At 67.8% G+C, this 20,085-nt stretch carries 26 protein-coding genes; 10 read left to right on the top strand and 16 right to left on the bottom strand.

Annotated elements, in window-relative coordinates; genetic code table 11:
- Position 1: 1 nt before the first annotated feature.
- Together ACWF0M_RS33490 and ACWF0M_RS33485 are read right to left on the bottom strand one after the other, a co-directional pair.
- Positions 2-529, bottom strand: coding sequence for a SigE family RNA polymerase sigma factor (locus tag ACWF0M_RS33490; RefSeq protein ID WP_452239752.1), 528 nt, complete (start codon positions 527-529; stop codon positions 2-4).
- A gap of 97 nt (positions 530-626) precedes the next feature.
- The gene (locus ACWF0M_RS33485) at positions 627-986 is read right to left on the bottom strand and encodes a winged helix-turn-helix transcriptional regulator (protein WP_452239751.1); all 360 of its coding nucleotides are present in this window, start codon (positions 984-986) and stop codon (positions 627-629) included.
- A 77-nt stretch (positions 987-1,063) separates the two neighbouring features.
- Here ACWF0M_RS33485 and ACWF0M_RS33480 point away from each other — a divergent pair, with 77 nt between their 5' ends.
- Positions 1,064-1,672: an NAD(P)-dependent oxidoreductase gene (locus ACWF0M_RS33480; protein ID WP_452239750.1), complete on the top strand. Its 609-nt coding sequence runs from the start codon at positions 1,064-1,066 to the stop codon at positions 1,670-1,672.
- Between the two features lie 67 nt (positions 1,673-1,739).
- Here the strand turns inward: ACWF0M_RS33480 and ACWF0M_RS33475 are convergent, their stop codons facing one another.
- The 9 genes from ACWF0M_RS33475 to ACWF0M_RS33435 form a co-directional block, all read right to left on the bottom strand.
- Positions 1,740-2,849: an aromatic ring-hydroxylating oxygenase subunit alpha gene (locus ACWF0M_RS33475; RefSeq protein ID WP_452239749.1), complete on the bottom strand. Its 1,110-nt coding sequence runs from the start codon at positions 2,847-2,849 to the stop codon at positions 1,740-1,742.
- A 7-nt stretch (positions 2,850-2,856) separates the two neighbouring features.
- Positions 2,857-3,306 carry an SRPBCC domain-containing protein gene (locus ACWF0M_RS33470; protein ID WP_452239748.1) on the bottom strand — a complete coding sequence of 150 codons (450 nt, stop codon included), beginning with the start codon at positions 3,304-3,306 and terminating at the stop codon, positions 2,857-2,859.
- Positions 3,303-3,641 carry an ArsR/SmtB family transcription factor gene (locus ACWF0M_RS33465; protein ID WP_452239747.1) on the bottom strand — a complete coding sequence of 113 codons (339 nt, stop codon included), beginning with the start codon at positions 3,639-3,641 and terminating at the stop codon, positions 3,303-3,305. Before ACWF0M_RS33465 ends, ACWF0M_RS33470 begins: the two co-directional genes overlap by 4 nt.
- A 39-nt stretch (positions 3,642-3,680) precedes the next feature.
- Complete coding sequence (locus ACWF0M_RS33460; protein ID WP_452239746.1) at positions 3,681-4,874, bottom strand: glycoside hydrolase family 64 protein; 1,194 nt, start codon at positions 4,872-4,874, stop codon at positions 3,681-3,683.
- Between the two features lie 316 nt (positions 4,875-5,190).
- Entirely contained in the window at positions 5,191-5,736 is a 546-nt protein-coding gene (locus ACWF0M_RS33455; protein ID WP_452239745.1) for a mycothiol transferase, read from the bottom strand.
- Positions 5,737-5,782: 46 nt separating this feature from the next.
- Complete coding sequence (locus ACWF0M_RS33450; RefSeq protein ID WP_452239744.1) at positions 5,783-6,952, bottom strand: DNA recombination protein RmuC; 1,170 nt, start codon at positions 6,950-6,952, stop codon at positions 5,783-5,785.
- A 46-nt stretch (positions 6,953-6,998) separates the two neighbouring features.
- Positions 6,999-7,997, bottom strand: a complete 999-nt coding sequence (locus ACWF0M_RS33445) for a methyltransferase (protein ID WP_452239743.1) — start codon at positions 7,995-7,997, stop codon at positions 6,999-7,001.
- Between the two features lie 30 nt (positions 7,998-8,027).
- A complete protein-coding gene (locus ACWF0M_RS33440) occupies positions 8,028-8,795 on the bottom strand; it encodes a polysaccharide deacetylase family protein (protein WP_452239742.1) in 768 nt (255 codons plus the stop codon).
- Positions 8,796-8,864: 69 nt separating this feature from the next.
- Complete coding sequence (locus tag ACWF0M_RS33435) at positions 8,865-9,731, bottom strand: DUF817 domain-containing protein (protein WP_452239741.1); 867 nt, start codon at positions 9,729-9,731, stop codon at positions 8,865-8,867.
- Between the two features lie 67 nt (positions 9,732-9,798).
- Here ACWF0M_RS33435 and ACWF0M_RS33430 point away from each other — a divergent pair, with 67 nt between their 5' ends.
- The 3 genes from ACWF0M_RS33430 to ACWF0M_RS33420 all read left to right on the top strand — a co-directional run bounded on the left by ACWF0M_RS33430 (position 9,799) and on the right by ACWF0M_RS33420 (position 11,793).
- A complete protein-coding gene (locus tag ACWF0M_RS33430) occupies positions 9,799-10,320 on the top strand; it encodes a GNAT family N-acetyltransferase (RefSeq protein ID WP_452239740.1) in 522 nt (173 codons plus the stop codon).
- A gap of 42 nt (positions 10,321-10,362) precedes the next feature.
- On the top strand, positions 10,363-11,439 hold the full coding sequence (ychF, locus tag ACWF0M_RS33425; protein ID WP_452239739.1) for a redox-regulated ATPase YchF: 1,077 nt from the start codon (positions 10,363-10,365) through the stop codon (positions 11,437-11,439).
- Positions 11,440-11,511: 72 nt separating this feature from the next.
- Complete coding sequence (locus ACWF0M_RS33420) at positions 11,512-11,793, top strand: YciI family protein (protein WP_452239738.1); 282 nt, start codon at positions 11,512-11,514, stop codon at positions 11,791-11,793.
- A gap of 3 nt (positions 11,794-11,796) precedes the next feature.
- Here ACWF0M_RS33420 and ACWF0M_RS33415 read toward each other — a convergent pair whose 3' ends face one another.
- Entirely contained in the window at positions 11,797-12,057 is a 261-nt protein-coding gene (locus ACWF0M_RS33415; RefSeq protein WP_452239737.1) for a helix-turn-helix transcriptional regulator, read from the bottom strand.
- A 65-nt stretch (positions 12,058-12,122) separates the two neighbouring features.
- Between ACWF0M_RS33415 and map the strand changes: the two genes are divergently transcribed.
- A complete protein-coding gene (gene map, locus ACWF0M_RS33410; protein ID WP_452239736.1) occupies positions 12,123-12,905 on the top strand; it encodes a type I methionyl aminopeptidase in 783 nt (260 codons plus the stop codon).
- A 33-nt stretch (positions 12,906-12,938) separates the two neighbouring features.
- Here the strand turns inward: map and ACWF0M_RS33405 are convergent, their stop codons facing one another.
- Entirely contained in the window at positions 12,939-13,874 is a 936-nt protein-coding gene (locus tag ACWF0M_RS33405) for a helix-turn-helix transcriptional regulator (RefSeq protein ID WP_452239735.1), read from the bottom strand.
- 61 nt (positions 13,875-13,935) lie between these two features.
- On the opposite strand from ACWF0M_RS33405, the gene ACWF0M_RS33400 reads away from it, so the two are divergent.
- The 4 genes from ACWF0M_RS33400 (at position 13,936) to ACWF0M_RS33385 (ending at position 17,311) form a co-directional block, all read left to right on the top strand.
- On the top strand, positions 13,936-14,904 hold the full coding sequence (locus ACWF0M_RS33400; protein WP_452239734.1) for an ABC transporter ATP-binding protein: 969 nt from the start codon (positions 13,936-13,938) through the stop codon (positions 14,902-14,904).
- Positions 14,901-15,656: an ABC-2 family transporter protein gene (locus ACWF0M_RS33395; RefSeq protein WP_452239733.1), complete on the top strand. Its 756-nt coding sequence runs from the start codon at positions 14,901-14,903 to the stop codon at positions 15,654-15,656. The genes ACWF0M_RS33400 and ACWF0M_RS33395 overlap by 4 nt, the downstream gene beginning before the upstream one ends.
- Entirely contained in the window at positions 15,653-16,438 is a 786-nt protein-coding gene (locus tag ACWF0M_RS33390; RefSeq protein WP_452239732.1) for an ABC transporter permease, read from the top strand. Before ACWF0M_RS33395 ends, ACWF0M_RS33390 begins: the two co-directional genes overlap by 4 nt.
- 150 nt (positions 16,439-16,588) lie before the next feature.
- Positions 16,589-17,311 (top strand): class I SAM-dependent methyltransferase, encoded by a 723-nt coding sequence (locus tag ACWF0M_RS33385; protein WP_452239731.1) that lies wholly within the window; start codon positions 16,589-16,591, stop codon positions 17,309-17,311.
- On the opposite strand, the gene ACWF0M_RS33380 is transcribed toward ACWF0M_RS33385, so the two are convergent.
- From ACWF0M_RS33380 to ACWF0M_RS33370, 3 genes are all read right to left on the bottom strand, one after another.
- Positions 17,298-18,179: an aminoglycoside phosphotransferase family protein gene (locus ACWF0M_RS33380; protein WP_452239780.1), complete on the bottom strand. Its 882-nt coding sequence runs from the start codon at positions 18,177-18,179 to the stop codon at positions 17,298-17,300. The two genes, ACWF0M_RS33385 and ACWF0M_RS33380, sit on opposite strands and share 14 nt — an antisense overlap.
- A gap of 77 nt (positions 18,180-18,256) precedes the next feature.
- The gene (locus ACWF0M_RS33375; protein ID WP_452239730.1) at positions 18,257-18,931 is read right to left on the bottom strand and encodes a hypothetical protein; all 675 of its coding nucleotides are present in this window, start codon (positions 18,929-18,931) and stop codon (positions 18,257-18,259) included.
- A gap of 113 nt (positions 18,932-19,044) precedes the next feature.
- Positions 19,045-19,695 (bottom strand): LysE family translocator, encoded by a 651-nt coding sequence (locus ACWF0M_RS33370; RefSeq protein WP_452239729.1) that lies wholly within the window; start codon positions 19,693-19,695, stop codon positions 19,045-19,047.
- Between the two features lie 147 nt (positions 19,696-19,842).
- On the opposite strand from ACWF0M_RS33370, the gene ACWF0M_RS33365 reads away from it, so the two are divergent.
- A complete protein-coding gene (locus ACWF0M_RS33365; protein ID WP_452239728.1) occupies positions 19,843-20,019 on the top strand; it encodes a DUF5302 domain-containing protein in 177 nt (58 codons plus the stop codon).
- Positions 20,020-20,085 lie beyond the last annotated feature (66 nt).

Raw genomic sequence — 20,085 nt, 5'->3', positions numbered from 1 at the left:
CTCAGCCCTCCTTCTGGGCAGGGGCGGAGACGGCGGCGACCAGGTGATGCTCACGGAGCTTCGCGAGTCCACGGGACACGTTGCTCTTCACTGTGCCGAGCGAACAGCCCATGATCTGGGCGATCTCGGCTTCCGGCAAATCCTCGAAGTACCGCAGGACGAGGGTCGCGCGGGTACGGCGGGGGAGTGTGGCGAGGGCCCTGAGCAACAGGTCCCGATCGTCCACGACGCCGTACTCCGAAGGTCCCGAGGACTGCTGCGGCTCGGGCAGATGTTCGGTCGGCGTCTCGCCCTTCCACTTGCGGCGCCACCACTGGGTGCTGGTGTTGACCATCACCGTGCGGGTGTAGCTCTCCAGGGCGTTCCCGCTGCGCAAGGAGTTCCGGTGGAACCACACCTTGGTGAGCGACGTCTGCACGAGGTCCTCGGCGAGATGCCACTCCCCGGTCAGCAGGTACCCGAACCGCTGCAACGCCGTGAACCGTCCGTCCACGAACTCCGCGAACTCCCGATCCCGTCCTGGATCCATTCCAACCAACCCCCAGCTCTCATCCCGGTCAGGAGTGTGATTAGGCGAGGGATCGCAAAGGTTGAGCTGTAATCCGGCGGAGTGCAGGTTGTGATGTTCAGACGGTGTCGTACGCCGTCTGCGCCTTGGTGATCGCGGGCATGTGGGTTTCCGCCCAGTCGGTGATCACGCTGATCGGGTCGATCAGGGACGCGCCCATCGGGGTCAGGGTGTAGACGACGCGGGGCGGGATCTCCGGGTAGACCTCGCGGGTGATCAGGCCGTCGCGCTCCATCCGGCGCAGGGTCTGGGTGAGGACCTTGGGCGCGACCCGGCCGATGCCGTCGCGGAGTTCGGTGAAGCGGAGCGGGCCGCTGCGCAGGCTGAGGACGACGAGCACCGTCCACTTGTCGCCGATCCGGTCCAGGATCGTGCGGGTCGGGCAGTTCGGGTCGAACGCGTTTCCTTTGGTTACCACAAGGTACTTATAGCACGTTGAAGTAGCCAGTTACCAATGGATACTGTCGAGGTCAGGTCAACAGACAAGGAGCAGAGATGAAGATCGCGGTGTTCGGCGCGAGTGGGATGGTCGGCAGCCGGGTGGCGGCCGAGGCGGTCAGCCGCGGGCACGAGGTCGCCGGCGTGACGCGCTCCGGCGGCGAGCTGCCGGACGGCGTCCGCGCGGTGCAGAGGAGCGCGAACGACGTCGCGGCGGCCAAGGAGCTGGCGGCGGACTCGGACGTGCTGGTCGCGGCGATCGGGCCGAGCCGGACCGGTGGGGACCACCAGGAGTACCTGGACGCGGTCGACACCCTGATCGCCGCGGTGCGGGGGACGGAGACCCGGCTGTTCGTGGTCGGCGGCGCCGGCAGCCTGGTGATCGGCGGCAACCGGGTGGTGGACGGGCCGGAGTTCCCGGCCGAGTACAAGAACGAGTCGCTGACCGTCTCGCAGGCGCTCGAGAACCTGCGCGCGAGCGACGTGAACTGGACGATGCTGTCCCCGGCGTTCGTGATCGCCCCCGGCGAGCGCACCGGCGTCTTCCGCCTGGGCCAGGACGAGCCGATCGGCGACCACATCTCCGCCGAGGACTACGCAGTCGCCCTTATCGACGAGGCGGAAACCCCCGCCCACAACGGCCGCCGCTTCACGCTGGGCTACTGACTGCGGATAGGCGTTGGCGACTGGGAACAGGCCATTGCTTGTTCCCAGTCACCGGCGGGTGATCCCGTCAGGTGCTGAGCGGCTTGCCGAGGTAGCCGCGGGCGAGCATCGTGACCCATTGGTAGACGGCGTCCTCGGCGGGCGCGAGTGGGCCGGGGCGGAAATGCGGGGACTCGGCGCCGCGCTGGACCGACTCGCAGGCGGCCCAGTCCTCGCGGTTCGTGATGTCCCAGAACTCCACGGCGTACGACGGGTCCGTCACCTCGGGCCGGAAGTACCAGGAGCACTCGATTGCGGTCAGGCCCGGTGCGCGCGGCTCGAGGCGATGGGTCATCACGTAGTCGGGATGCAGCGAGATCAGCAGGTTCGGGAACAGGCCGAGGTAGTTGACCTGACGCGGGTCGACGCCGGCGATCGGGACCCCGAGTGACCGGCCGTCGAGCGACATCGTCTCGGCGTCCGGTCGCAGGTCCATCAGGCCGCCGACCCACGCGCCGGGCAGGTTCCAGTTGTCGCCCGACGTCGGCGGCGATACCTTGCACAGTTCGGGATGGATCAGCGGGCAGTGGTAGCACTCGTGGTAGTTCTCCACGATCGTCTTCCAGTTCGCCGCCACGTCGTACGCGTGCCGCGCCTTCAGAACAAGGGTTTCCGGCGCGTACGGCGCGACGAGGCCGGTGATCCCGCCGAGGTGATCCTCGAACGACCCCGCCGTACCGGTCGCGTTCACGAACAGCCAGCCGTGCCACACCTCGGCCGGCAGTTCGACCAGCCCGTACGGCGATGTGTCGAAGCAATCGCCCATCCGCGGGGCCGCCTTCACCGAGCCGTCGAGCTCGTACGACCAACCGTGGTACGGGCACACCACGGCTCGCCGGTCGCTCGTCTCGTCCCGCTGGAGCAGCTCGTGACCGCGATGCCGGCAGGTGTTCGCGAACGCCCGCGGTACGTCGCCGAACGTGACAACGGTCGCGATGTCGCCGACGGTCACCTCGCGGTACGTCGTACCGTCCGACAGCTCGTCGACGCGGCCGAGGCACGTCCAGGTACCGGCGAAGAAGTGCCGGCGTTCCCACGCGAGGACCTCCGGATCGACGTACGCCGCCCGCGGCAGCATGACCGATTCACCATGCGGCCGCAGCGAGGCTTCCAGTGCGCGCGCGTCGACAGGAGTCATCTGCCAACTATCGGGCGAACTCGACGTACTTGCCCAGCACAAAGTCCCAACCTGTGTCGTAGCTGAGCCGGGCCCGGCCGCCGTCGCCGCGACGCTCCCAGCCGGAGTGCACGAGCTGAACCTGTGTGCCGCCATCAGTTGCGTCGAACGTCACCGTGACCTGCCCGGCTTCGGACGGGTCCTGACCCGGGTGCCAGCTGAAGGTCAGTGACTTCGGCGGATCCCAGTCGGACAGGGTGCCCCAGGTGGCGATCTCGCCGTCGGCGCCGTACTCGACGATGCGCCCGCCGACGGCGCCCTCCAGCCGTACCTCGTTCGCCGCCGCCTCGCCGACCGAGTGGCTGAACAGCGGCCACCACGCCGACGTCTCCGCCGTGAACGCCTCGAACGCCCGGTCGACCCCGACCGGCACAACCACGATCTTCACCAACGGCGAGATGTCTTGTTCCACAGTCATTTCCGTCCCTCCTCGGTCCGGCGTACGTGGTCGGCGTACGCCTGCAACGCATCGCCCCAGAACTGGTCGAGCCAGCTGCGCAGCTCGTCGAGGCCTGCCTGATGGACCCGGTAGATGTTCCGGGTCCCGCGCGACTCGTGCTGCACCAGACCGACCGCGCCGAGCACCTTCAGGTGCTGCGAGATCGCAGGCCGGCTGACGGGCACGTGCTCGGCCAGTACGCCGACCGAACACGGCCCGCCGGTACGCAGCGTCTCGAGGATCACCCGGCGCGTCGGGTCGCCGAGCGCGTCCAGCACCGGTCCGGCAGCTTCGAGAGATCCGTAAGTCCCCACGAACGGTAAGTTTCCACTAACCGAGGCAGGAGTCAAGGGTCAGTTGAACGGATCGAGGATCAGTCCGGCCTGCTGCGGGTTGCCGTCGTGGACGAGGGCCTCGTGGTTGCCGACGTCGTCGAAGGCGAACCCGTACGCGTGGCCGTCGGCCATCTGGGAGTGGATGATCTTCGAGTAGTGGTTGGTGACCGCGTCCTGGTAGAAGTTCGCGTCGTTCGGGTCCGGCTGGTTCGGGTTCGTCAGCAGCGTGGAGCGGTTGTAGCCGGCGCACAGGGTCCGGGAGATCGGGCCGCGGACCTGGTCGTTCGGTGCGTCCAGCAACTTGAAGCAGCCGAACACACTGGCTGCGTCGGGTTTCTGGAACGACGTGACGACAGCGCCGGAGGTGTTCGTGAAGTTCATGACGCCGCCGGACACGCGACCGAAGTACTTGATGTCCGGCTGGTCGCCGAACGGCGTGACCGTCAGGGTCTCGGAGCTGTACTTCGACCACACGCGGTTGATGTAGTCGTCCATCACACCCGCCGGGAGCGCCCCGGTCTCGACGCCGAACAGCGGGGAGAGTGCGCGGAGGACCGAGCCGTCGGGCGCCGTCTGGATCAGGCCGCCCCAACCGCCGGCGGCGTTGCGGAGACCGTCGTACACGGCGTTGTATCCGCCGGGCTGGAGGTGGCCGGTGGTCTTCGTGGACCCGTCCGCGGCCGTCACGCTCACGGCGTACGGCGCGGAGACCATGTCGACCTGCGTGCTGTTGATCCACAGGCCGCTGTCGTTGAGCGTGTACTCCGACCAGTGGAACAGGATGTTCCGGTTCGGGTCGCTCGGGTTCTGTACGGCGGGTTGCACGAGGCCGCCCGTGGTGAGTTTGAAGACGAGCTTCTGGCCGTAGGAGAAGTAGACGCGGCCGGAGAACTTCGGCATCTGAATCGTGACGGACTGCCCGTTGGCGGGTCCGGCGATCGACGCGTCCGGCGCCGGGGTCGGCGGGTTGCCGCCGGCCGGCCAGGCGTGGAACGTCCCGGAGGCGTCGGCCCAGCCCTGCTGCCCGGTGGCCAGATTCGTGCCCAGGTTGTAGATGTAGACGGGGTCGCCACGGCCCGAGTTGTTGGTGATCTTCAGCGGAATCGTCGCCGGCACAGCCGCGTCGGCCGACCGGTCCGGGGTCGCCGACAGCACGCCGGCCACAGCCACCGCAGCCGCGACGACACCCAGGACTCTGGTTCTGAAGCGCATATCCTTCTCCTCACGTAAGCCTGAGAGAGCGCTCTCATCGTTGCTTGAGAAGGACACCGACTGTCAACACCTCACTACTGTCGGCTTTCCGACAGCTACTGCGGCACCCCTTCACCGGTGAGTGGAGTAGCGGTGCCGTCGCGCACGCTCCCCAAACCGGTTTGGGGAGCCCTGCCCACCCGAATCAGCCTGTAACACTCCCCAATCCACCGGAATCGGCCGCAGGCTCCATCTTTGAGAAGCCACCGACCATCATCGGGCCGCGAGAATGGTCGGTGGGTTCTCAAAGATGCGATCCGCGGGGGGACGCGGGACGTTAGGAGGCGGGCACGCCTTCGCCGGTGAGGCCGTCGATGGATTCGCGGATCAGGTCGGCGTGGCCGGTGTGGCGGGCGTACTCCTCGATCAGGTCGACGAAGATGTAGCGCAGGCTGGGGGAGTCGCCGTCGCGGCCCTTGTACTGAGCCAACTGGTCGACGCCGCCGGTCGTGAGCGCGTCGGCGACTGCGGCGCGGGAGCGGGCTACCGCCGCCTGCCACAGGTCCATCAGATCTTCGGGTGAATCGTCCGCCGCGCTCTGCCACTCCCAGTCGGGGTCGGCGTCCCAGTCGACCGCATCCCATGGTGCCGGGAGTTCCTTGCCGAGGAGCCGGCGGGTGAAATACTCGTCCTCGACCAGCGCCAGGTGCTTGAGCAGTCCGCCGAGCGTCACGGTCGACGGCGGGTGCTGCTTGTTCAGGCCGGCCGAGTCCAGACCGCCGCACTTCCAGGCGAAGGTACGGCGGTTGCGCTCGAGCGCGCCCATCAACGTGTCGGCCTCGGTCCCGGCGACGGGTGGCTCGGAGAGCGGTGCGTTGTCCATGGCAAGGACCATAGACCGGGTTCCGGACGATCAGCGTCCGGAACATTCAGCCTGTCTGCGACGGCGGCCACCTCCTCGTGCTCGGCGACTCGTCCAGCGCCACGAACTCGGGCGCGGTGAGCGGGCGCACGGAGGCCTCGATCGACTCCATCGCGGTCAGCTCGGACTCCGTGACATGCAGATCCCGCAGCTTGCGCGCGGTGATGAAGACCCGCCGCTCGAACGACCCGACCGTACCGTTGTACGCCTCCACCGCAGACGTGAGCGAGCGCCCGACGCGGCCGAGATGGTCGCCCATCGTGCCGAGTCGCTCGTACAGCTCCCGGCCGAGCTCGAAGACCTGTTGCGCGGACTCGGTCAACGCCGACTGGTTCCACGCGTACGCCGCCGCGCGCAGCGTCGCGATCAGCGTGGTCGGCGTCGCGAGGATCACCCGGCGCTCAGCGGCGTACTCGAGCAGGGAAGGCTCGACGTCGAGCGCCGCGGACAGGAAGGACTCACCCGGCACGAAGAGGATGACGAACTCGGGCGACGGAGACAGCCTGGTCCAGTACGCCTTCGCCGACAGTTGGTCGACATGGGTCCGCAGGTGCCGCGCGTGCGCCCGCAACCGGTCCTCGCGGTACTCCGCGTCGTCGGACTCGCACGCGTCGAGGAACGCGGCCAGCGGCACCTTCGAGTCGACGACCAGATTCTTGCCCTCGGCAAGCCTCACCACGAGATCCGGCCGCAGTACGCCGTCCTCGGCGACCGTCGTCGTCTGCTCGGTGAAGTCGCAGTGGGCAACCATTCCGGCGAGCTCTACGGTGCGACGCAGATGCAGCTCACCCCACCGGCCACGCACCTGCGGCTTGCGCAACGCGGTCGACAACGAGGCCGTCTCGCGGCGCAGCGCCTCGCCGCTCATCCGCACCTCGTTCACCTGCTGATGCAGCTGGCTCTGCCACGCCGCGCGACCCTGCTCGAGCTGATTCAGCTGTGCGTGCAGGCGATCCAGCGCTTCCTTGACGACGGCCTGCCCGCCCATCTGCTGCCCGACGCTCGTCCGCTCCTGCGTCAGCTCGACCACCCGGTCCTCGGCCGCGTCCCGCTCGGCCGTGATCCGCGCCAGCGCAGCACCGTCCCGTCCGCGCACCCACAGCACGCCGAACACAGCCCCCAGCAACAGCCCCACCACGAGGAAGAGCAGGATCAGCAACACCGTCGTACCGGTCATGTCACAGATAGTGCCGAACGCCACCGACAGTTTTTGCCAACCACGCCTAGGTGCGGGGCGCAGCCTCGAGGACGAACGCTGGACCGGCCGTCGGAGTCGTGGCGACGAGGTCGAGGCCGGCGGCGGCGAGGAGCGCGCCGTACTCGTCAGTCGTCCGCTCGCGTCCGCCGGTCATCACGAGCATGTTCAGGTCCGAGAACGCCGTACGCAGGGGATCCGGCGACTGGTCCAGCAATTGCTCCACCAGCAGGAGACGGCCGTGCGCAGGCATCGACCGACGGCAGGTGCGCAGGATCTCGATCGACTCGGCGTCCGCCCAGTCGTGGATCACCGACTTCAGAAGATACGCGTCACCTTCGGGCACAGCCTCGAAGAAGTTGCCGCCGACCACGAGGCAGCGCTCCGACAAGCCCGCCGCGGACAGCAGGTCGTGGGCGCCCGCGACGACATCAGGCTGGTCGAACAGCACGCCGCTGACTGATTCGTACCGCGAGAGGATGCCGATCAGCAGACGGCCAAGCCCGCCACCGACGTCGACCAACGTCCCGAACCGGCTGAAGTCGTAGGCGTCGACGACCGCGTCGGACAACGTCTCCGACATAGAGGTCATGGCCGCGTCGAACGCCGCCTGCTCCGCCGGATGCTTCGCGCGGTACTCCCACACCGCCTCGCCGTGGACTGCCGGGAACGCCGTCTCGCCGGTCCGGATGCTGTCCTCCAAACCGGTGTACGCCTGCCAGTGCGACCCCTTGCCGATGAAGCGCGCCCAGCCGGCGACCGAGCGCGGTACGTCGGTGCGCAACGCCGTACCGAGCTCGGTGTTGGTGTACTTGCCGTCGTCGACGCTGTACAACCCGAGCGCGGTCAGCGCGTGCATCAGGCGCGCCAATGCCCCGGTGTCCGTTCCGGTGGACTCTGCGAGCTGGGCGAGGCTCTTCGGGCCGTCGGCGAGTACGTCGCTGATGCCGAGTGTGGCGGCGACGTGCACCGCTTGAGACACCTGGTATCCACTGGTCAGGCGGTGCAGCTCCCGGGAAGCATCCATGGCTCAGTGTGCGACCCGGAGCGCCCGGCGTCAGCAGTTCATCGCGGGGAATGTGTAGCCCTGGGCCTTGAGGAGTGGGAGGACCTTGTCCAGGGCCGCGACGGTCTGGGCGCGGTTGCCGCCGCCGTCGTGCATCAGGATGATGTTGTGGTTGTGCGCGTGCGTGAGGATGTTGTGCACGATCGCGTTCGTACCCGGGCGGGCCCAGTCCCGCGGGTCGACGTCCCACAGCACCTGGACCATGCCGGCCGCGTGGATGTCGGCGCGGACCTTCGGGTTCGAGGCGCCGTACGGCGGCCGGAAGCAGGTCGAATCCGGTCCGTCGAAGATCTCGTGGTGCCGCTTCGCCGCTGAGATCGCGGTCAGCTGCGGGTGCGTGATCGAGTGACTGCCGATCGTGTGGCCGGCGGCAAGTACCTGCTCGCGCAGCCCCGGGTGCGCGGTCTGCATCGCGCCGAGTTCGAAGAACGTCGCATGTGCGCCGTACTTCTTCAGGATCAGCAGGACCTTCGGCGTCCAGACTGGGTCCGGTCCGTCGTCGAAGCTGAAGAACAACACTCTTTTGTTGCCGGAGGCAAGTGCTGCGGTCGGGTTCGGAGCCGGCTTGCGCGGCGTCGACGGCGGCGCGTTCAGCGTCGGTGTCTCGGTAGGCGTCGGACTCGGTGTCGACGTGGTCTGCGTGGTCGCGGCAGCCGGGCGTGGTTGCCGTTCGTGCCCGATCGCCAGAACCAGTAACGCACCGATGACGACGGCCAGCGCCACCCCGGTCGCGACGAATGCGGCGAACTTTCGGGACATGACTTTCCCCTTGTACCTAAGGCGGTTCCCCAGCGCCCCCTCAGGCGCCCTCACACTTCTGAAGACGCCTTACCTGTCAGCTTGGTTGGCCTTGGCGTGTTGCGGTGAGATCTCGACTGTTGCGGTTCCGCCGCGGTGGTACAGCCGGCCCTCCAGTGACTTCACGCTCGCGACCAGCACGAAGCTCATGCTGACCAGCAACGACCACGCGCCGAACTTCGCCGGATGCACGAGCCGCCACACACTCACCTGGTCCGGATAGTTCCACGCGTCGAGGAACGTGCCGAAGTTCTCCGCGATCCACAGGAAGAACCCGATCAGCGCGAACGACAACGCCAGCGGCATCCGGTAACGCCGTACGCCGACCGTGAAGAAGACCCAGGTACGGCGCAACACGACGAGCAGACCGAGCGCGATCGGGATCCGCAGGTCGGGGATCCACTGATGGGTGAAGAAGTTCGCGTAGATCAGCACCGCGAAGACCGTCGTCAGGATCGGGCGGTAGTTGCTGACCCGGAGGTCGAACCGGCGCCACGCCTGACACAGGTAGCTGCCGACCGCGGCGTACATGAACCCCGCGAACAGCGGCACCCCGGCGAACTTCGTCACCGCGTCGCCCGGGTACTGCCAGGAGCCGACCCGGACCTTGAACAGCTCCAGCCCGAGTCCGACCAGGTGGAACCCGAAGATCACCGCGACCTCACGCCAGGTCTCCAGCCGCACCACCCAGAACAGCAGCGTCAGGCCGAGACAGTAGATCAGCAAGGCGTCGTACCGGGCGATCGGCAGGTCGACATACTTCGAGATCGCCAGGCCCGCGAACAGGAACCCCGGAAACAGGCACGACACCACCTCCAACCACCCGAAACGCAGGAACTGCAGGCATCCGAACACGAAGCGTGAGGGAATCCCGATCCGATCGGTCCAAGTGGTCACAGGATGGAGACGTTGCTTGCGATCGCCTGGTTCGCGGAAATAAGAACAGCCTTGGGAGGTGGGGAGCATGGTGGTTTTCGAGACTGACCGGTTGGTGGTGCGTGACTGGGCGGATCCGGACGGCGACCGCGTCTTCGACATCTACCGCCGCTGGGAGGTGTCCCGCTGGCTGGGCGCCGAGCCCCGGGTGATGACGGACCGCGGTGCGGCGTCGAAGGCGATCATGCGGTGGAACGAGCGGAGCCGCGAGGCGCCGTACGGCGTCTGGGCCGTGGAGGAACGTGCCACCGGGACGATCGCGGGGACCGTACTACTGGCCCCGCTGCCCGACCCGACGGACGGGACGCCCGGCCGCGGCGAGGTCGAGGTCGGCTGGCATCTGCATCCGGACGCCTGGGGCCGCGGCCTCGCGACCGAGTCGGCGCGGGCCGCGATCGAGCACGGGTTCAAGGCCGGGATCGGGCAGATCTACGCCGTCGTCCGCCCGGACAACGTCGCGTCGCTAGCTGTCTGCCACCGGCTCGGCATGCGCCCGATCGGCCGCACCAACCGCTGGTACGGCGCCGAACTCGAAGCCTTCCTGATCTGACGATTGGGGTACTTCGGTGTTCGCCGCGTAACCTTGACGCCCGTGGCACTCACCATCGGAATCGTCGGGCTCCCGAACGCGGGCAAGTCCACCCTGTTCAACGCGCTGACCAAGAACGACGTACTCGCCGCGAACTACCCGTTCGCGACCATCGAGCCGAACGTCGGAGTGGTCGGTGTCCCGGACCCGCGGCTGGGGAAGCTCGCCGAAGTGTTCGGCTCGCAGAAGCAGATTCCGGCCACCGTGCAGTTCGTCGACATCGCCGGCATCGTGCGCGGCGCGTCGGAGGGTGAGGGCCTCGGCAACAAGTTCCTCAGCCACATCCGCGAGTCGGACGCGATCTGCCAGGTCACCCGGGTGTTCCGCGACGACGACGTCACGCACGTCGACGGCAAGGTCTCGCCGGCCGACGACATCTCCACGATCCAGACCGAGCTGATCCTCGCCGACCTGCAGACCGTCGAGAAGGCGATCCCGCGGCTGGAGAAGGAGACCCGCCTCAAGAAAGAGGCCGCGGTCACGCTCGAAGCCGTCCGCGCCGCCCAGAAGCACCTCGAGGCCGGTACGCCGATCGTCGCCACCGACGTGGACCGCGACGCGATCCGCGAGCTGATGCTGATGACCGCCAAGCCATACTTGTTCGTCTTCAACTGCGACGCCGACGAACTGTCGGACGAGCCGCTGAAGCAGCAGATGCGGGACCTGGTCGCGCCGGCCGAGGCGATCTTCCTGGACGCGAAGTTCGAGGCCGAACTGGTCGAGCTCGACGACGAGGACGAGGCCCGCGAGATGCTCGCCGAGATGGGCATCGACCAGCCCGGTCTCGACGTACTGGCGCGCGTCGGGTTCGACACGCTCGGCCTGCAGACGTACCTGACCGCCGGTCCCAAGGAGTCCCGCGCCTGGACCATCAAGCGCGGCGCCACCGCCCCCGAGGCCGCCGGCGTTATCCACACCGACTTCCAGCGCGGCTTCATCAAGGCCGAGATCGTCTCCTTCGACGACCTCATCGACGCCGGCTCCATGAACGCCGCCCGCGCCGCCGGCAAGGTCCGCATGGAAGGTAAGGACTACGTGATGCAGGACGGCGACGTCGTCGAGTTCCGCTTCAACGTCTGAAAAGCAAAGAAGAGCGGTAAGGGGCGGACGGCGACGTCGTCGAGATCCGCTTCGACGTTTAGTCTCTGCTACATGGAGTACGTCGTCCTTTACAGCCTCCGCGAGGGCACAGAACGCGAGCAGCTCATGGAGGTCTACCCGCGCCATGTGGCGTTCTACCAGGCCTTCCGCGCGGGCGGCGGTGGCTTGGTCGCCCTCGGTCCGTTCGGGACGCCGGACCCAGCTGCCGGCTCCATGGGCATCTTCTCCACCCGTGACGATGCCGAGGCGTTCATCGCCGAGGACCCCTTCGTACTCGAGGGCCTCGCAGACCCCCGCATCCTCGAATGGAACGCCGTCCGATTCGACGCCTGAGGGCTAGGAGACCAGCCGTTCGGGTTGGTTGATCTCGGTCCAGAGGGTGTCGAGGGAGAGGCCTAGGACGTCGGCGATGGCGGCGATGGTGGGGAAGGCTGGGGTGGCTACGCGGCCGGACTCTATTTTGCGGAGGGTTTCGGGGGAGACGCCGGCGTCGAGGGCGGTCTGAAGCATCGAGCGGTCGCCGCGGGCGCGCCGGAGCAGCGTGCCGAGGCGTTCGCCGCGCTCGACCTCCGCGGGGGTGAGCGGGAGCCGGACCATGATCCGATGATAGTACCGGGATAATATGGCCGGTATAGTTATTGGATGCACACGAGAGGCCGCGCATGATCGAGATCCTGGACGCCCGCGAGCTGGCTCAGGCGAAGGAATCCGGAGCCCTGGTCGGCGGGATTCTGCAGACGCTGAAGAGCCGGACCGCGGTCGGCACGAACCTGCTGGACATCGACCAGTGGACGAAGGCCCTGATCACGGAGGCCGGCGGGCAGTCCTGCTACGTCGACTACGAGGCGTCGTTCGGGCGTGGGCCGTTCGGTCACTACATCTGTACGGCGGTCAACGACGCCGTACTGCACGGAAAACCGTCCGACTACCAGCTCGTCGGCGGTGACCTGCTGACGCTCGATCTCGCCGTCTCCCTGGGAGGGATCGCGGCGGACGCTGCGATCAGCTTCATCGTGGGCGAGTCCAAGGCGCCTGAGGACGTCGCGATGATTACCACGACCGAACGCGCACTGGCCGAGGGGATCGCGGCCGCCGTTCCCGGGGCCCGGATCGGCGACATCTCGCGGGCGATCGGGACCGTGCTCAGCGCGGCCGGGTATCCGATCAACACCGAGTTCGGCGGTCACGGCATCGGTTCGACGATGCACCAGGATCCGCACGTCTCGAACACGGGCCGTCCCGGCCGCGGTTATCAACTCCGCCCCGGCCTGCTGCTCGCCCTGGAACCGTGGGTCATGCAGGACACCGCCGAGCTCGTCACCGACGACGACGGCTGGACCCTGCGCAGCGTGACCGGTTGCCGCACCGCCCACACCGAACACACCATCGCCATCACCGAGAACGGCCCCGAAATCCTCACTCTCGCGAAGCCGACCCAGGCGTAGGGTCCGCTGCTGTGCTGACGCAGGGCTGAGGGGTCAGTAGGAGTTCGCGATTTCGCGGGCGGCGTCGCGGACCATCGTGATGAGTTCGGGTGGGGCGACGACCTGGGCGGCGCCGGCTTGGGCGAGGACGGCGGCCTGGGCTTCGTGGGGGCTCTCGAGGTCGGTGTGGATGATCCACCAGTTGTCGTCCGCGGGCAGCATCGGGGCGGTCGGGCGGAAGCGGCGGACGGCGTGGTCGCGGACCTTCAGGACGATCGGGTACGACGGGCGCGAGGCCTGGAACTCGCGCTGGGACTGGGCCCAGTACGCGGCCAGGTCGAAGTCGGCGGGTCTGGTGAAGATGTCGTTGGTGAGCTCGGCCGAGGTCAGGCGGGACAGCCGGTAGGTGCGGAGGCGGCCGTCGGTGCGAGCGGCGACCAGGTACCAGGTGCGCGCCTTGGCCACCAGCCCGAGAGGCGAGATCGCGAACGGCCCGCGCCCGTCAGTGGTCTCGCCGTACGTGATTTCGAGGCGGCGTTCCTCCCAGAGGGCTTGGCGGCAGAGGTCCAGCCAGCGTGGGATTTCGCGGCGGTCGTCCCAGCCGGCGTGGTCGATCAGGAGGCGTTGGCGCGCGTACTCGGCCTCGCGGCGAGTGCCTTCCGGAAGTGACGCGATCAGCTTCGTGACGGCGAGTTCGCTGGAGGCGTCGAGCCCGAGGTCGGCGAGCACGTGGGCGGTCGCGCCGACGAACACCGACATGACCTCCGACGGCGTCAGCCCGGTCAGCCGGCTGCGGTAGTCCGGCAGCAGCGTCCACCCACCGGCGCGCCCGCGGATCGAGTACACCGGGACACCAGCGAGGCTCAGCGCGTCCAGGTCGCGCTGGATCGTGCGCGGCGAAACGTCCAGCGCGGCGGACAGTTGCGCGACCGTCGACTGACCGCGGGTCTGCATGTGCAGGAGCAGTCGGAGGAGCCGTTCGGCGCGCATCCTCCGACTATCTCAGGAAATAAGCCAGGAGCTGGCGTCTTTTCCTCCTACGGTCACCCCCATGAGTTCAGTCGAGGTGGAAAACCTCTCGATGTCCTACAAGGCTCCGGTCCGCAAAGGCGGGCTGCGGGCGGCGTTCGGTTCGCTGGTACGCCGCGAGTACAAAACCGTCCAGGCCCTCGACGAGGTGTCGTTCACGATCGCGCCCGGTGAGGTCGCGGGGTTCATCGGCCCGAACGGCGCCGGCAAGACCACGACGATGAAGATCCTCTCCGGGATCCTGCATCCGACCAGCGGCGCGGTCCAGGTCCTCGACACGGTCCCGTGGCAACGCCGTTCAGCCTTCCTCAAGCGGATCGCATTCGTCCGCGGCAGTCAGCCGGTCGGCGGTTCGCAGGAGCTGACCGTGATGGATTCCCTCGAGTACCAGCGCCTGCTGTACGACGTCCCGCGCCCTACGTTCCGCCGTACCCTGGCCGATCTCGAAGCGCTCCTCGACCTCGAACCGCTGCTGGAGCGGCAACTTCGCGCGCTCAGCCTCGGCGAGAGGATGCGGGTCGGGCTGGCGATGGCGCTGATCTACCGCCCCGAGGTGTTGTTCCTCGACGAGCCGACGATCGGTCTCGACGTCAGCGCCGCGAGCCTGATCCGCGAATTCGTGCAGGAGTACGTCGAGCAGACCGGCGCGACCGTACTCCTGACCAGCCACTACATGGCCGATGTCGCGTCGCTCTGCCCGCGGCTGATCCTGATCGACAAGGGCGAGGTCCAGTACGACGGACCGCTCGCAGAACTCTCCGCGCGCCTGTCGCCGTACAAGCTGATCCGCATCTCCACGCAAGGGGATCCTTCACCGTTTGGTGAGGTGGTCGACAAGGCAGACGGGCAGTGGGTGCTGCGCGTGCCGCGGGACGAGGTCGCGGGTACGACGGGCCGCTTGCTGCAGGCGTTGGAGATCGTGGATCTCGCGGTGGAGGAGCCGCCATTGGAGAAGGTCATCGACCAGGCGTACCGCGAGGGGCTGCGATGAGAACCGCAGTACTGCTCGGTTTCCGGCTCCGTCAGGAGGTGCTGGAGTGGTCCGGTGCGTGGTGGTTCCTGCTGACGCTCGTGGTGCAGGCCGTGGTCGCGCCGCTGATCGGGTTGTTCGTGTGGTCCGCGGTCTATCCGGACGATCCGGCGATCGCGCGGTACTACGTCGCGGTCATCCTGGTGACGCTGATGACCGAGTCGTTCGAGCAGCACACGTTTTCCGAACGGATCTACAACGGGACGCTCAGCCACGAACTGCTCCGCCCGCAGCCAGTGGTGGTCGGCGTGATCGGGATGAATCTCGCGATCCGCGCCTGGTTGACGTTGCTCGGGGCACCGATCGTGCTGCTCACCGGGATCGCGTTGCACGTCGGGTTCGACTGGTGGGCGGTGCTGCGGAGTACGCCGTACCTCGTGCTCGCCGCGGTGCTCGTTTTCCTGTGGACATTCCTGTTGTCGTTGACGGCGTTCTGGACGGATCGGGTGCATGCGGTGGTGGGGTTCGGTAGTCAGTTGGTGTTCCTGTTCGGCGGTACGGCGGCGCCGATCGGGTTGCTGCCGGACGGGTTGCGCCGCATCGCGGAGGTGCTGCCGTTCTACGGGATGAACGGTCTGCCGGCCGAGATCGCCGCCGGGACGCGGAGCGGTGGATCGCTCCTCTACCAGCTGGTCTGGGTGGTCGTGCTGGTCGGCGTGGTCGTGGTCCTGTGGCGAGCCGGCATCCGTCGGTACACGGCGGTGGGCTCATGAAACTCCTTCGTTTGCTGGCGGCAGGCTTCTCGATGTCCTTGCGCCGGAGCGTGGCCTTCCGCGTCAACCTCGTCTTCGACGTGCTGCTCGCGTTCACCGGTCTGGGTACGGCGATCGCGGCCGTGCTGATCGTGTTCACCCGGGCCGACACGTTGGCGGGCTGGTCGAAGGCGGAGTTCCTGGTTCTGATCGGTACCTACCAGCTGATCACCGGCCTGCGGACGACGTTCATCGATCCGAACCTGTCGTGGTTCCCCGAGACCGGGATCCGCGAGGGGAAGCTGGACGGCTACTTGTTGCAGCCGGCCCCGAGTTTGTTCCTGTCCAGCCTGTCGTTATCGTCACCGCTGCAACTGATCCAGGTCGTCCTCGGGGTGGGCGTGCTGACCTGGGGGATCGGGGTCGCCGATCGCTCGCCGGGTGTCGGTGGCGTCTTGACTTGGTTGGTGCTGGTCGTGGCAGGGATCGTGGTGACGTGGGCGTTGAGCGTGCTGCTGGCGTGTTTGGCGTTCTGGGCGCCGAAGCTGCAGTTGGACGTCTTCTACCACTCGGCCTGGCAACTCGGCCGCTACCCGACGGACGTCTTCGCCCGCCCGCTGCGCATCCTCCTCACCTACGTCTTCCCGATGGCACTCATCGCAAGCATCCCGTCAACCGCACTCCTCCGCGGCGCTCAACTCGGCGTGCTCCTCGCCGGAGTGTTGGCGGCGGCCGGCTCAGCCGCGCTAGCAGCGCTAGCTTGGCGGGCTGGGCTGCGGCGCTACACCGGGGCGACCTCCTAGGGGTGTGCGCTAACGACAGGAGGTGTGCGCGATTCGGGTGCGCTCCGAGGTGCGGTCAGGCGTGCGGTCGGCTATACGTAGATGTGTACGTCCTGTCGTTAGGGTCAAATCCAGTGGCTGGACCGGGAGCGGCGGGCTACGGTCGCGGGCATGGTTGATGCCAAGTTCGGGGAGCCTCGGTTGGCGGCGGTGTACGACGCGCTGGATCCGGATCGGGGGGATCTGGAGCACTACGCGGCGATCGTGGCGGAGTTCGGCGCGACGAAGGTGCTGGACGTGGGGTGCGGGACGGGCGAGTTGGCCTGTCTGCTCGCCAGCGGCGGCGTAGAGGTTGTCGGGGTGGATCCGGCGGCGGCTTCGCTAGAGGTTGCTCGGGGCAAGGAGTTCGCGGAGCGGGTGCGGTGGATCCACGGGGACGCGACGACGATGCCGCCGTTGCAGGTGGACCTTGCGCTGATGACTGGGAACGTGGCGCAGGTATTCCTGACGGACGAGGACTGGACGGCGACGGTGCGTGGGGTGCGGGCCGCATTGGCCGAGGGCGGGCGGTTCGTGTTCGAGACGCGGGATCCGGCGCGGCGTCAATGGGAGGAGTGGACGCGCGACAACACCCATCAGGTGCAGCAGGTTGCCGGCGAGACGGTGGAGGCCTGGAGCGATCTGCTGTCGGTGGAGTTGCCGTTCGTTTCGTTCCGCGGCACGTTCGTGTTCTCGTCGGACGGCGCGGTACTCACCTCCGATTCCACGCTGCGGTTCCGGGAGCGGGACGAGGTCGAGGAGTCGCTCGTCGCGGCCGGGTTCGCGGTCGACGACGTACGGGAGGCTCCGGATCGGCCCGGGAAAGAGTTCGTGTTCGTCGCTAGAGCGATTTGAGCAGCGCGGTCAGGGTGTGGTGGGCGGTGCGGGACATGACTGGGTTGGTTTCGACGTAGTACCAGAGGCAGCCGATGGCCTGGGCGAAGGACCAGCCCATGCCGCGGCGCCACTCCGCGTCGTCGCTGCCGAGCGTGCTGCGGAACGCCTCGCGGGCGGTGGTATCGAAAAGATTCCACGCGGGCTGTAGGTCCATCGCGGGATCCGAAACCGTGAACGTGCCGACGTCGATCACGCCGGCCAGGCGGCCGTTCTTCGCGAGCAGGTTGCCCGGCATCAGGTCGCGATGCGTCCAAGCGTCCGGTTCGGTGCGCGGAGTCGTCCGCAGGTCGGCCCACAACCGGGCGAGCCCGTCCACGTCGATCATCCCGCGGCTGCGCTCCAGCCCGTCCGCGACGTACTCGTCCTGCGAGGTCAGCACCCCGCCGCGCCACGAGCCCGTGAACACCCGCCCCTCGGTCGGCTGCGCCCGCAGCGCCAGCACGAACCGCGCGAGATCCTCGGCGAAGGCGACCGACCCGGCGACGTCGGACGCGATCGTGCCGTCGACCCACGTCTGCACCGCCCACGGCAGCGGATAGCCCGAGGCCGGCGCACCGATCGCGATCGGCTCCGGGGTCGGGTACGGCGACATCGCGCGCAATCGCCGCGCCGCATCCGCCTCGTCTTCGAGCTCCTGCTGCACCGTCGCCGCATCGCCCGGCAGGATCGGGAACCGGGCGACTAGTTCATCGCCGATCCGGAACAACGCGTTGACGGTTCCGTGGGACGGTACGGCGCGAACCGCGAGACCGCTCCACTCCGGGAACTGCTCGCGGATCAGCTCCTGTACGAGCTCGACCGTGACATCCAACTGCCCCTCGTGCATCACGCCCAGCAGTATCCCGGGAGCGGCGGGCGAGCCGCACACGATTTAGACGACCACGCAGTTAGACGAGCACGCAGTTAGACGAGCACGGCGGGGGCGACGCGAGCCGACCCGATCCCGCGATCCGGCTTGCCGAGCCGGAATCGGACCTTGCCCTTCAACACGGTCCCGGACTCGGCCTGTCCGTCGACCAGCTTCTCACCGGGGAACAGCGTGAACGTCCAGCGCTCGTTGTCGTCGCAGTCCGGCGGCGTCGCCCCACACTGCAGTACGCGCGCGCCCCAGACCTGACGGGTCATCCACGGCCGGGTGTCCTGTCCGTCCACGATGAAGTCGTCCGAGGCGATCACGTCGTTGTAGCTGCCGAGTGACGGGCCGTACGAGCCGATCACGCTTACTACCAGCTGCCATGGGCGATCTCCCGGCAGCGCGACCCCGGTGGGCAGGCGGTCGTCGAACACATCCGGGGACGGCGTCGGGCGGACCTCATCCGGCAACGGGGCGCGGGTGTCGAGCTTCGCGGGGTCCGGGACGAGGAGTACGCCGTACTCGACCTCGTCGGCGAAGCGGGCGCCGGCGAAGTGTTTGGTGAGTGCCTGCGTGGCGTCCTCGGCGCGTTGCCAGGCGAAGGTGTCGAGCAGGTACTCGCGGGTGATCGCGGGCAGGCCGCGGTCGCGGACGAGGGCGGCGACCGGCGCGGCACTCCAGGCCGCGACGAGCCGATCGAGCGACGAGGCAACGAAGTCGTTCATCCCGCCCAAGGCTAGTCGGCGGGTCGGACAGTTCACGGCGGTCGCGAGTCGGCAGGTCGAGCAGTTTCCGCGGGTCGTGAGTCGGCGGGTCCCGAGTCGGCGGTCGACAGGTCTCAGTGGGTTGGGAGGGGGCGGGTGCGGTCGGTGGCGAGGCGGATTGCGAAGACGGCTAGGGCGGTGCCGGTGAGGTAGCGGTGGATGCGCATCCAGGTGGGGCGGCGGGCGAGGAACACGGCGACGGAGCCGGCGGTGATGACGAAGACGGCGTTCATGAGCACGCCGACGGTGAGTTGCCCGAGGCCGAGGATCAGGCTCTGCAGGCCGAGGTGACCGCGGGACGGGTCGAGGAACTGGGGGAGCAGCGAGATGTAGAGGATGGCGATCTTCGGGTTCAGCAGGCAGGTGAGCAGGCCCATGCCGAACAGTTTGCGCGGGCGATCCGGCTCGAGTTCCTGGGTGGCGAACACCGACGTACCGCCGGGGCGGAAGGCATTCCAGGCGAGCCAGAGCAGGTACGCCGCGCCCGCAAGCTTGAGCGCCACATAGATCTGCGGGACGAGCGCGAACAGGGTCGCGAGGCCGGCGCTTGCCGCGAGCAAGTACGTGAGGAAGCCGAGCCCGACACCGGCCAGCGAGATCAGGCCCGCGCGGCGGCCTTGGGCGATCGAGCGGGAGATCAGGTAGATCATGTTCGGTCCCGGCACGATCACCAGGCCCAGCTCGACCAGCGCGATCCCGAGCAGTGCCTCGTTGCTCACGAGCATTCCGTGTCCCTCCCTCGGCGTACCCCGAACCTAACAGCGGTGCCCGCGCCGCAGCCGGGGGTTTCCGCGAGCTGGAATACACTCGCCTGCGGTACTCACCCTCGGTTAGCGTGGGTCGGTACGCCCACGGTTTGTGAAGGAGACGGTATGAGCGACAAGTCCAGCGAGCCGGCGGACGATCTGCAGAAGAAGTTTCGGGAAGCGCTCGAGAAGAAGAACGCCGGGAAGCACTCGCATCCGGGATCCGGAACGCGGGGGCAGGGCGTCGGCGACGCGCACAACGACAAGCAGAAGCGCCAGTTCCGGCGCAAGTCCGGCAGCTGAGTTCCGCCGAACTGTCCATCCATCCAGAAGGAGCCCCGGGTTGCCGCCCGGGGCTCGACCCTTTTC

The organism is Kribbella sp. NPDC055110 (assembly GCF_053607525.1).
This window is presented reverse-complemented; position numbering and strand designations above follow the sequence as displayed.

Bases quoted from the DNA above. Each gene is read 5' to 3' on its own strand.
- ACWF0M_RS33490 (WP_452239752.1), bottom strand. From the start codon at position 529: ATGGATCCAGGACGGGATCGGGAGTTCGCGGAGTTCGTGGACGGACGG.
- ACWF0M_RS33480 (WP_452239750.1), top strand. From the start codon at position 1,064: ATGAAGATCGCGGTGTTCGGCGCGAGTGGGATGGTCGGCAGCCGGGTG.
- ACWF0M_RS33475 (WP_452239749.1), bottom strand. From the start codon at position 2,849: ATGACTCCTGTCGACGCGCGCGCACTGGAAGCCTCGCTGCGGCCGCAT.
- ACWF0M_RS33470 (WP_452239748.1), bottom strand. From the start codon at position 3,306: ATGACTGTGGAACAAGACATCTCGCCGTTGGTGAAGATCGTGGTTGTG.
- ACWF0M_RS33460 (WP_452239746.1), bottom strand. From the start codon at position 4,874: ATGCGCTTCAGAACCAGAGTCCTGGGTGTCGTCGCGGCTGCGGTGGCT.
- ACWF0M_RS33455 (WP_452239745.1), bottom strand. From the start codon at position 5,736: ATGGACAACGCACCGCTCTCCGAGCCACCCGTCGCCGGGACCGAGGCC.
- ACWF0M_RS33450 (WP_452239744.1), bottom strand. From the start codon at position 6,952: ATGACCGGTACGACGGTGTTGCTGATCCTGCTCTTCCTCGTGGTGGGG.
- ACWF0M_RS33445 (WP_452239743.1), bottom strand. From the start codon at position 7,997: ATGGATGCTTCCCGGGAGCTGCACCGCCTGACCAGTGGATACCAGGTG.
- ACWF0M_RS33440 (WP_452239742.1), bottom strand. From the start codon at position 8,795: ATGTCCCGAAAGTTCGCCGCATTCGTCGCGACCGGGGTGGCGCTGGCC.
- ACWF0M_RS33430 (WP_452239740.1), top strand. From the start codon at position 9,799: ATGGTGGTTTTCGAGACTGACCGGTTGGTGGTGCGTGACTGGGCGGAT.
- ACWF0M_RS33420 (WP_452239738.1), top strand. From the start codon at position 11,512: ATGGAGTACGTCGTCCTTTACAGCCTCCGCGAGGGCACAGAACGCGAG.
- ACWF0M_RS33415 (WP_452239737.1), bottom strand. From the start codon at position 12,057: ATGGTCCGGCTCCCGCTCACCCCCGCGGAGGTCGAGCGCGGCGAACGC.
- map (WP_452239736.1), top strand. From the start codon at position 12,123: ATGATCGAGATCCTGGACGCCCGCGAGCTGGCTCAGGCGAAGGAATCC.
- ACWF0M_RS33405 (WP_452239735.1), bottom strand. From the start codon at position 13,874: ATGCGCGCCGAACGGCTCCTCCGACTGCTCCTGCACATGCAGACCCGC.
- ACWF0M_RS33400 (WP_452239734.1), top strand. From the start codon at position 13,936: ATGAGTTCAGTCGAGGTGGAAAACCTCTCGATGTCCTACAAGGCTCCG.
- ACWF0M_RS33395 (WP_452239733.1), top strand. From the start codon at position 14,901: ATGAGAACCGCAGTACTGCTCGGTTTCCGGCTCCGTCAGGAGGTGCTG.
- ACWF0M_RS33390 (WP_452239732.1), top strand. From the start codon at position 15,653: ATGAAACTCCTTCGTTTGCTGGCGGCAGGCTTCTCGATGTCCTTGCGC.
- ACWF0M_RS33385 (WP_452239731.1), top strand. From the start codon at position 16,589: ATGGTTGATGCCAAGTTCGGGGAGCCTCGGTTGGCGGCGGTGTACGAC.
- ACWF0M_RS33380 (WP_452239780.1), bottom strand. From the start codon at position 18,179: ATGCACGAGGGGCAGTTGGATGTCACGGTCGAGCTCGTACAGGAGCTG.
- ACWF0M_RS33375 (WP_452239730.1), bottom strand. From the start codon at position 18,931: ATGAACGACTTCGTTGCCTCGTCGCTCGATCGGCTCGTCGCGGCCTGG.
- ACWF0M_RS33370 (WP_452239729.1), bottom strand. From the start codon at position 19,695: ATGCTCGTGAGCAACGAGGCACTGCTCGGGATCGCGCTGGTCGAGCTG.
- ACWF0M_RS33365 (WP_452239728.1), top strand. From the start codon at position 19,843: ATGAGCGACAAGTCCAGCGAGCCGGCGGACGATCTGCAGAAGAAGTTT.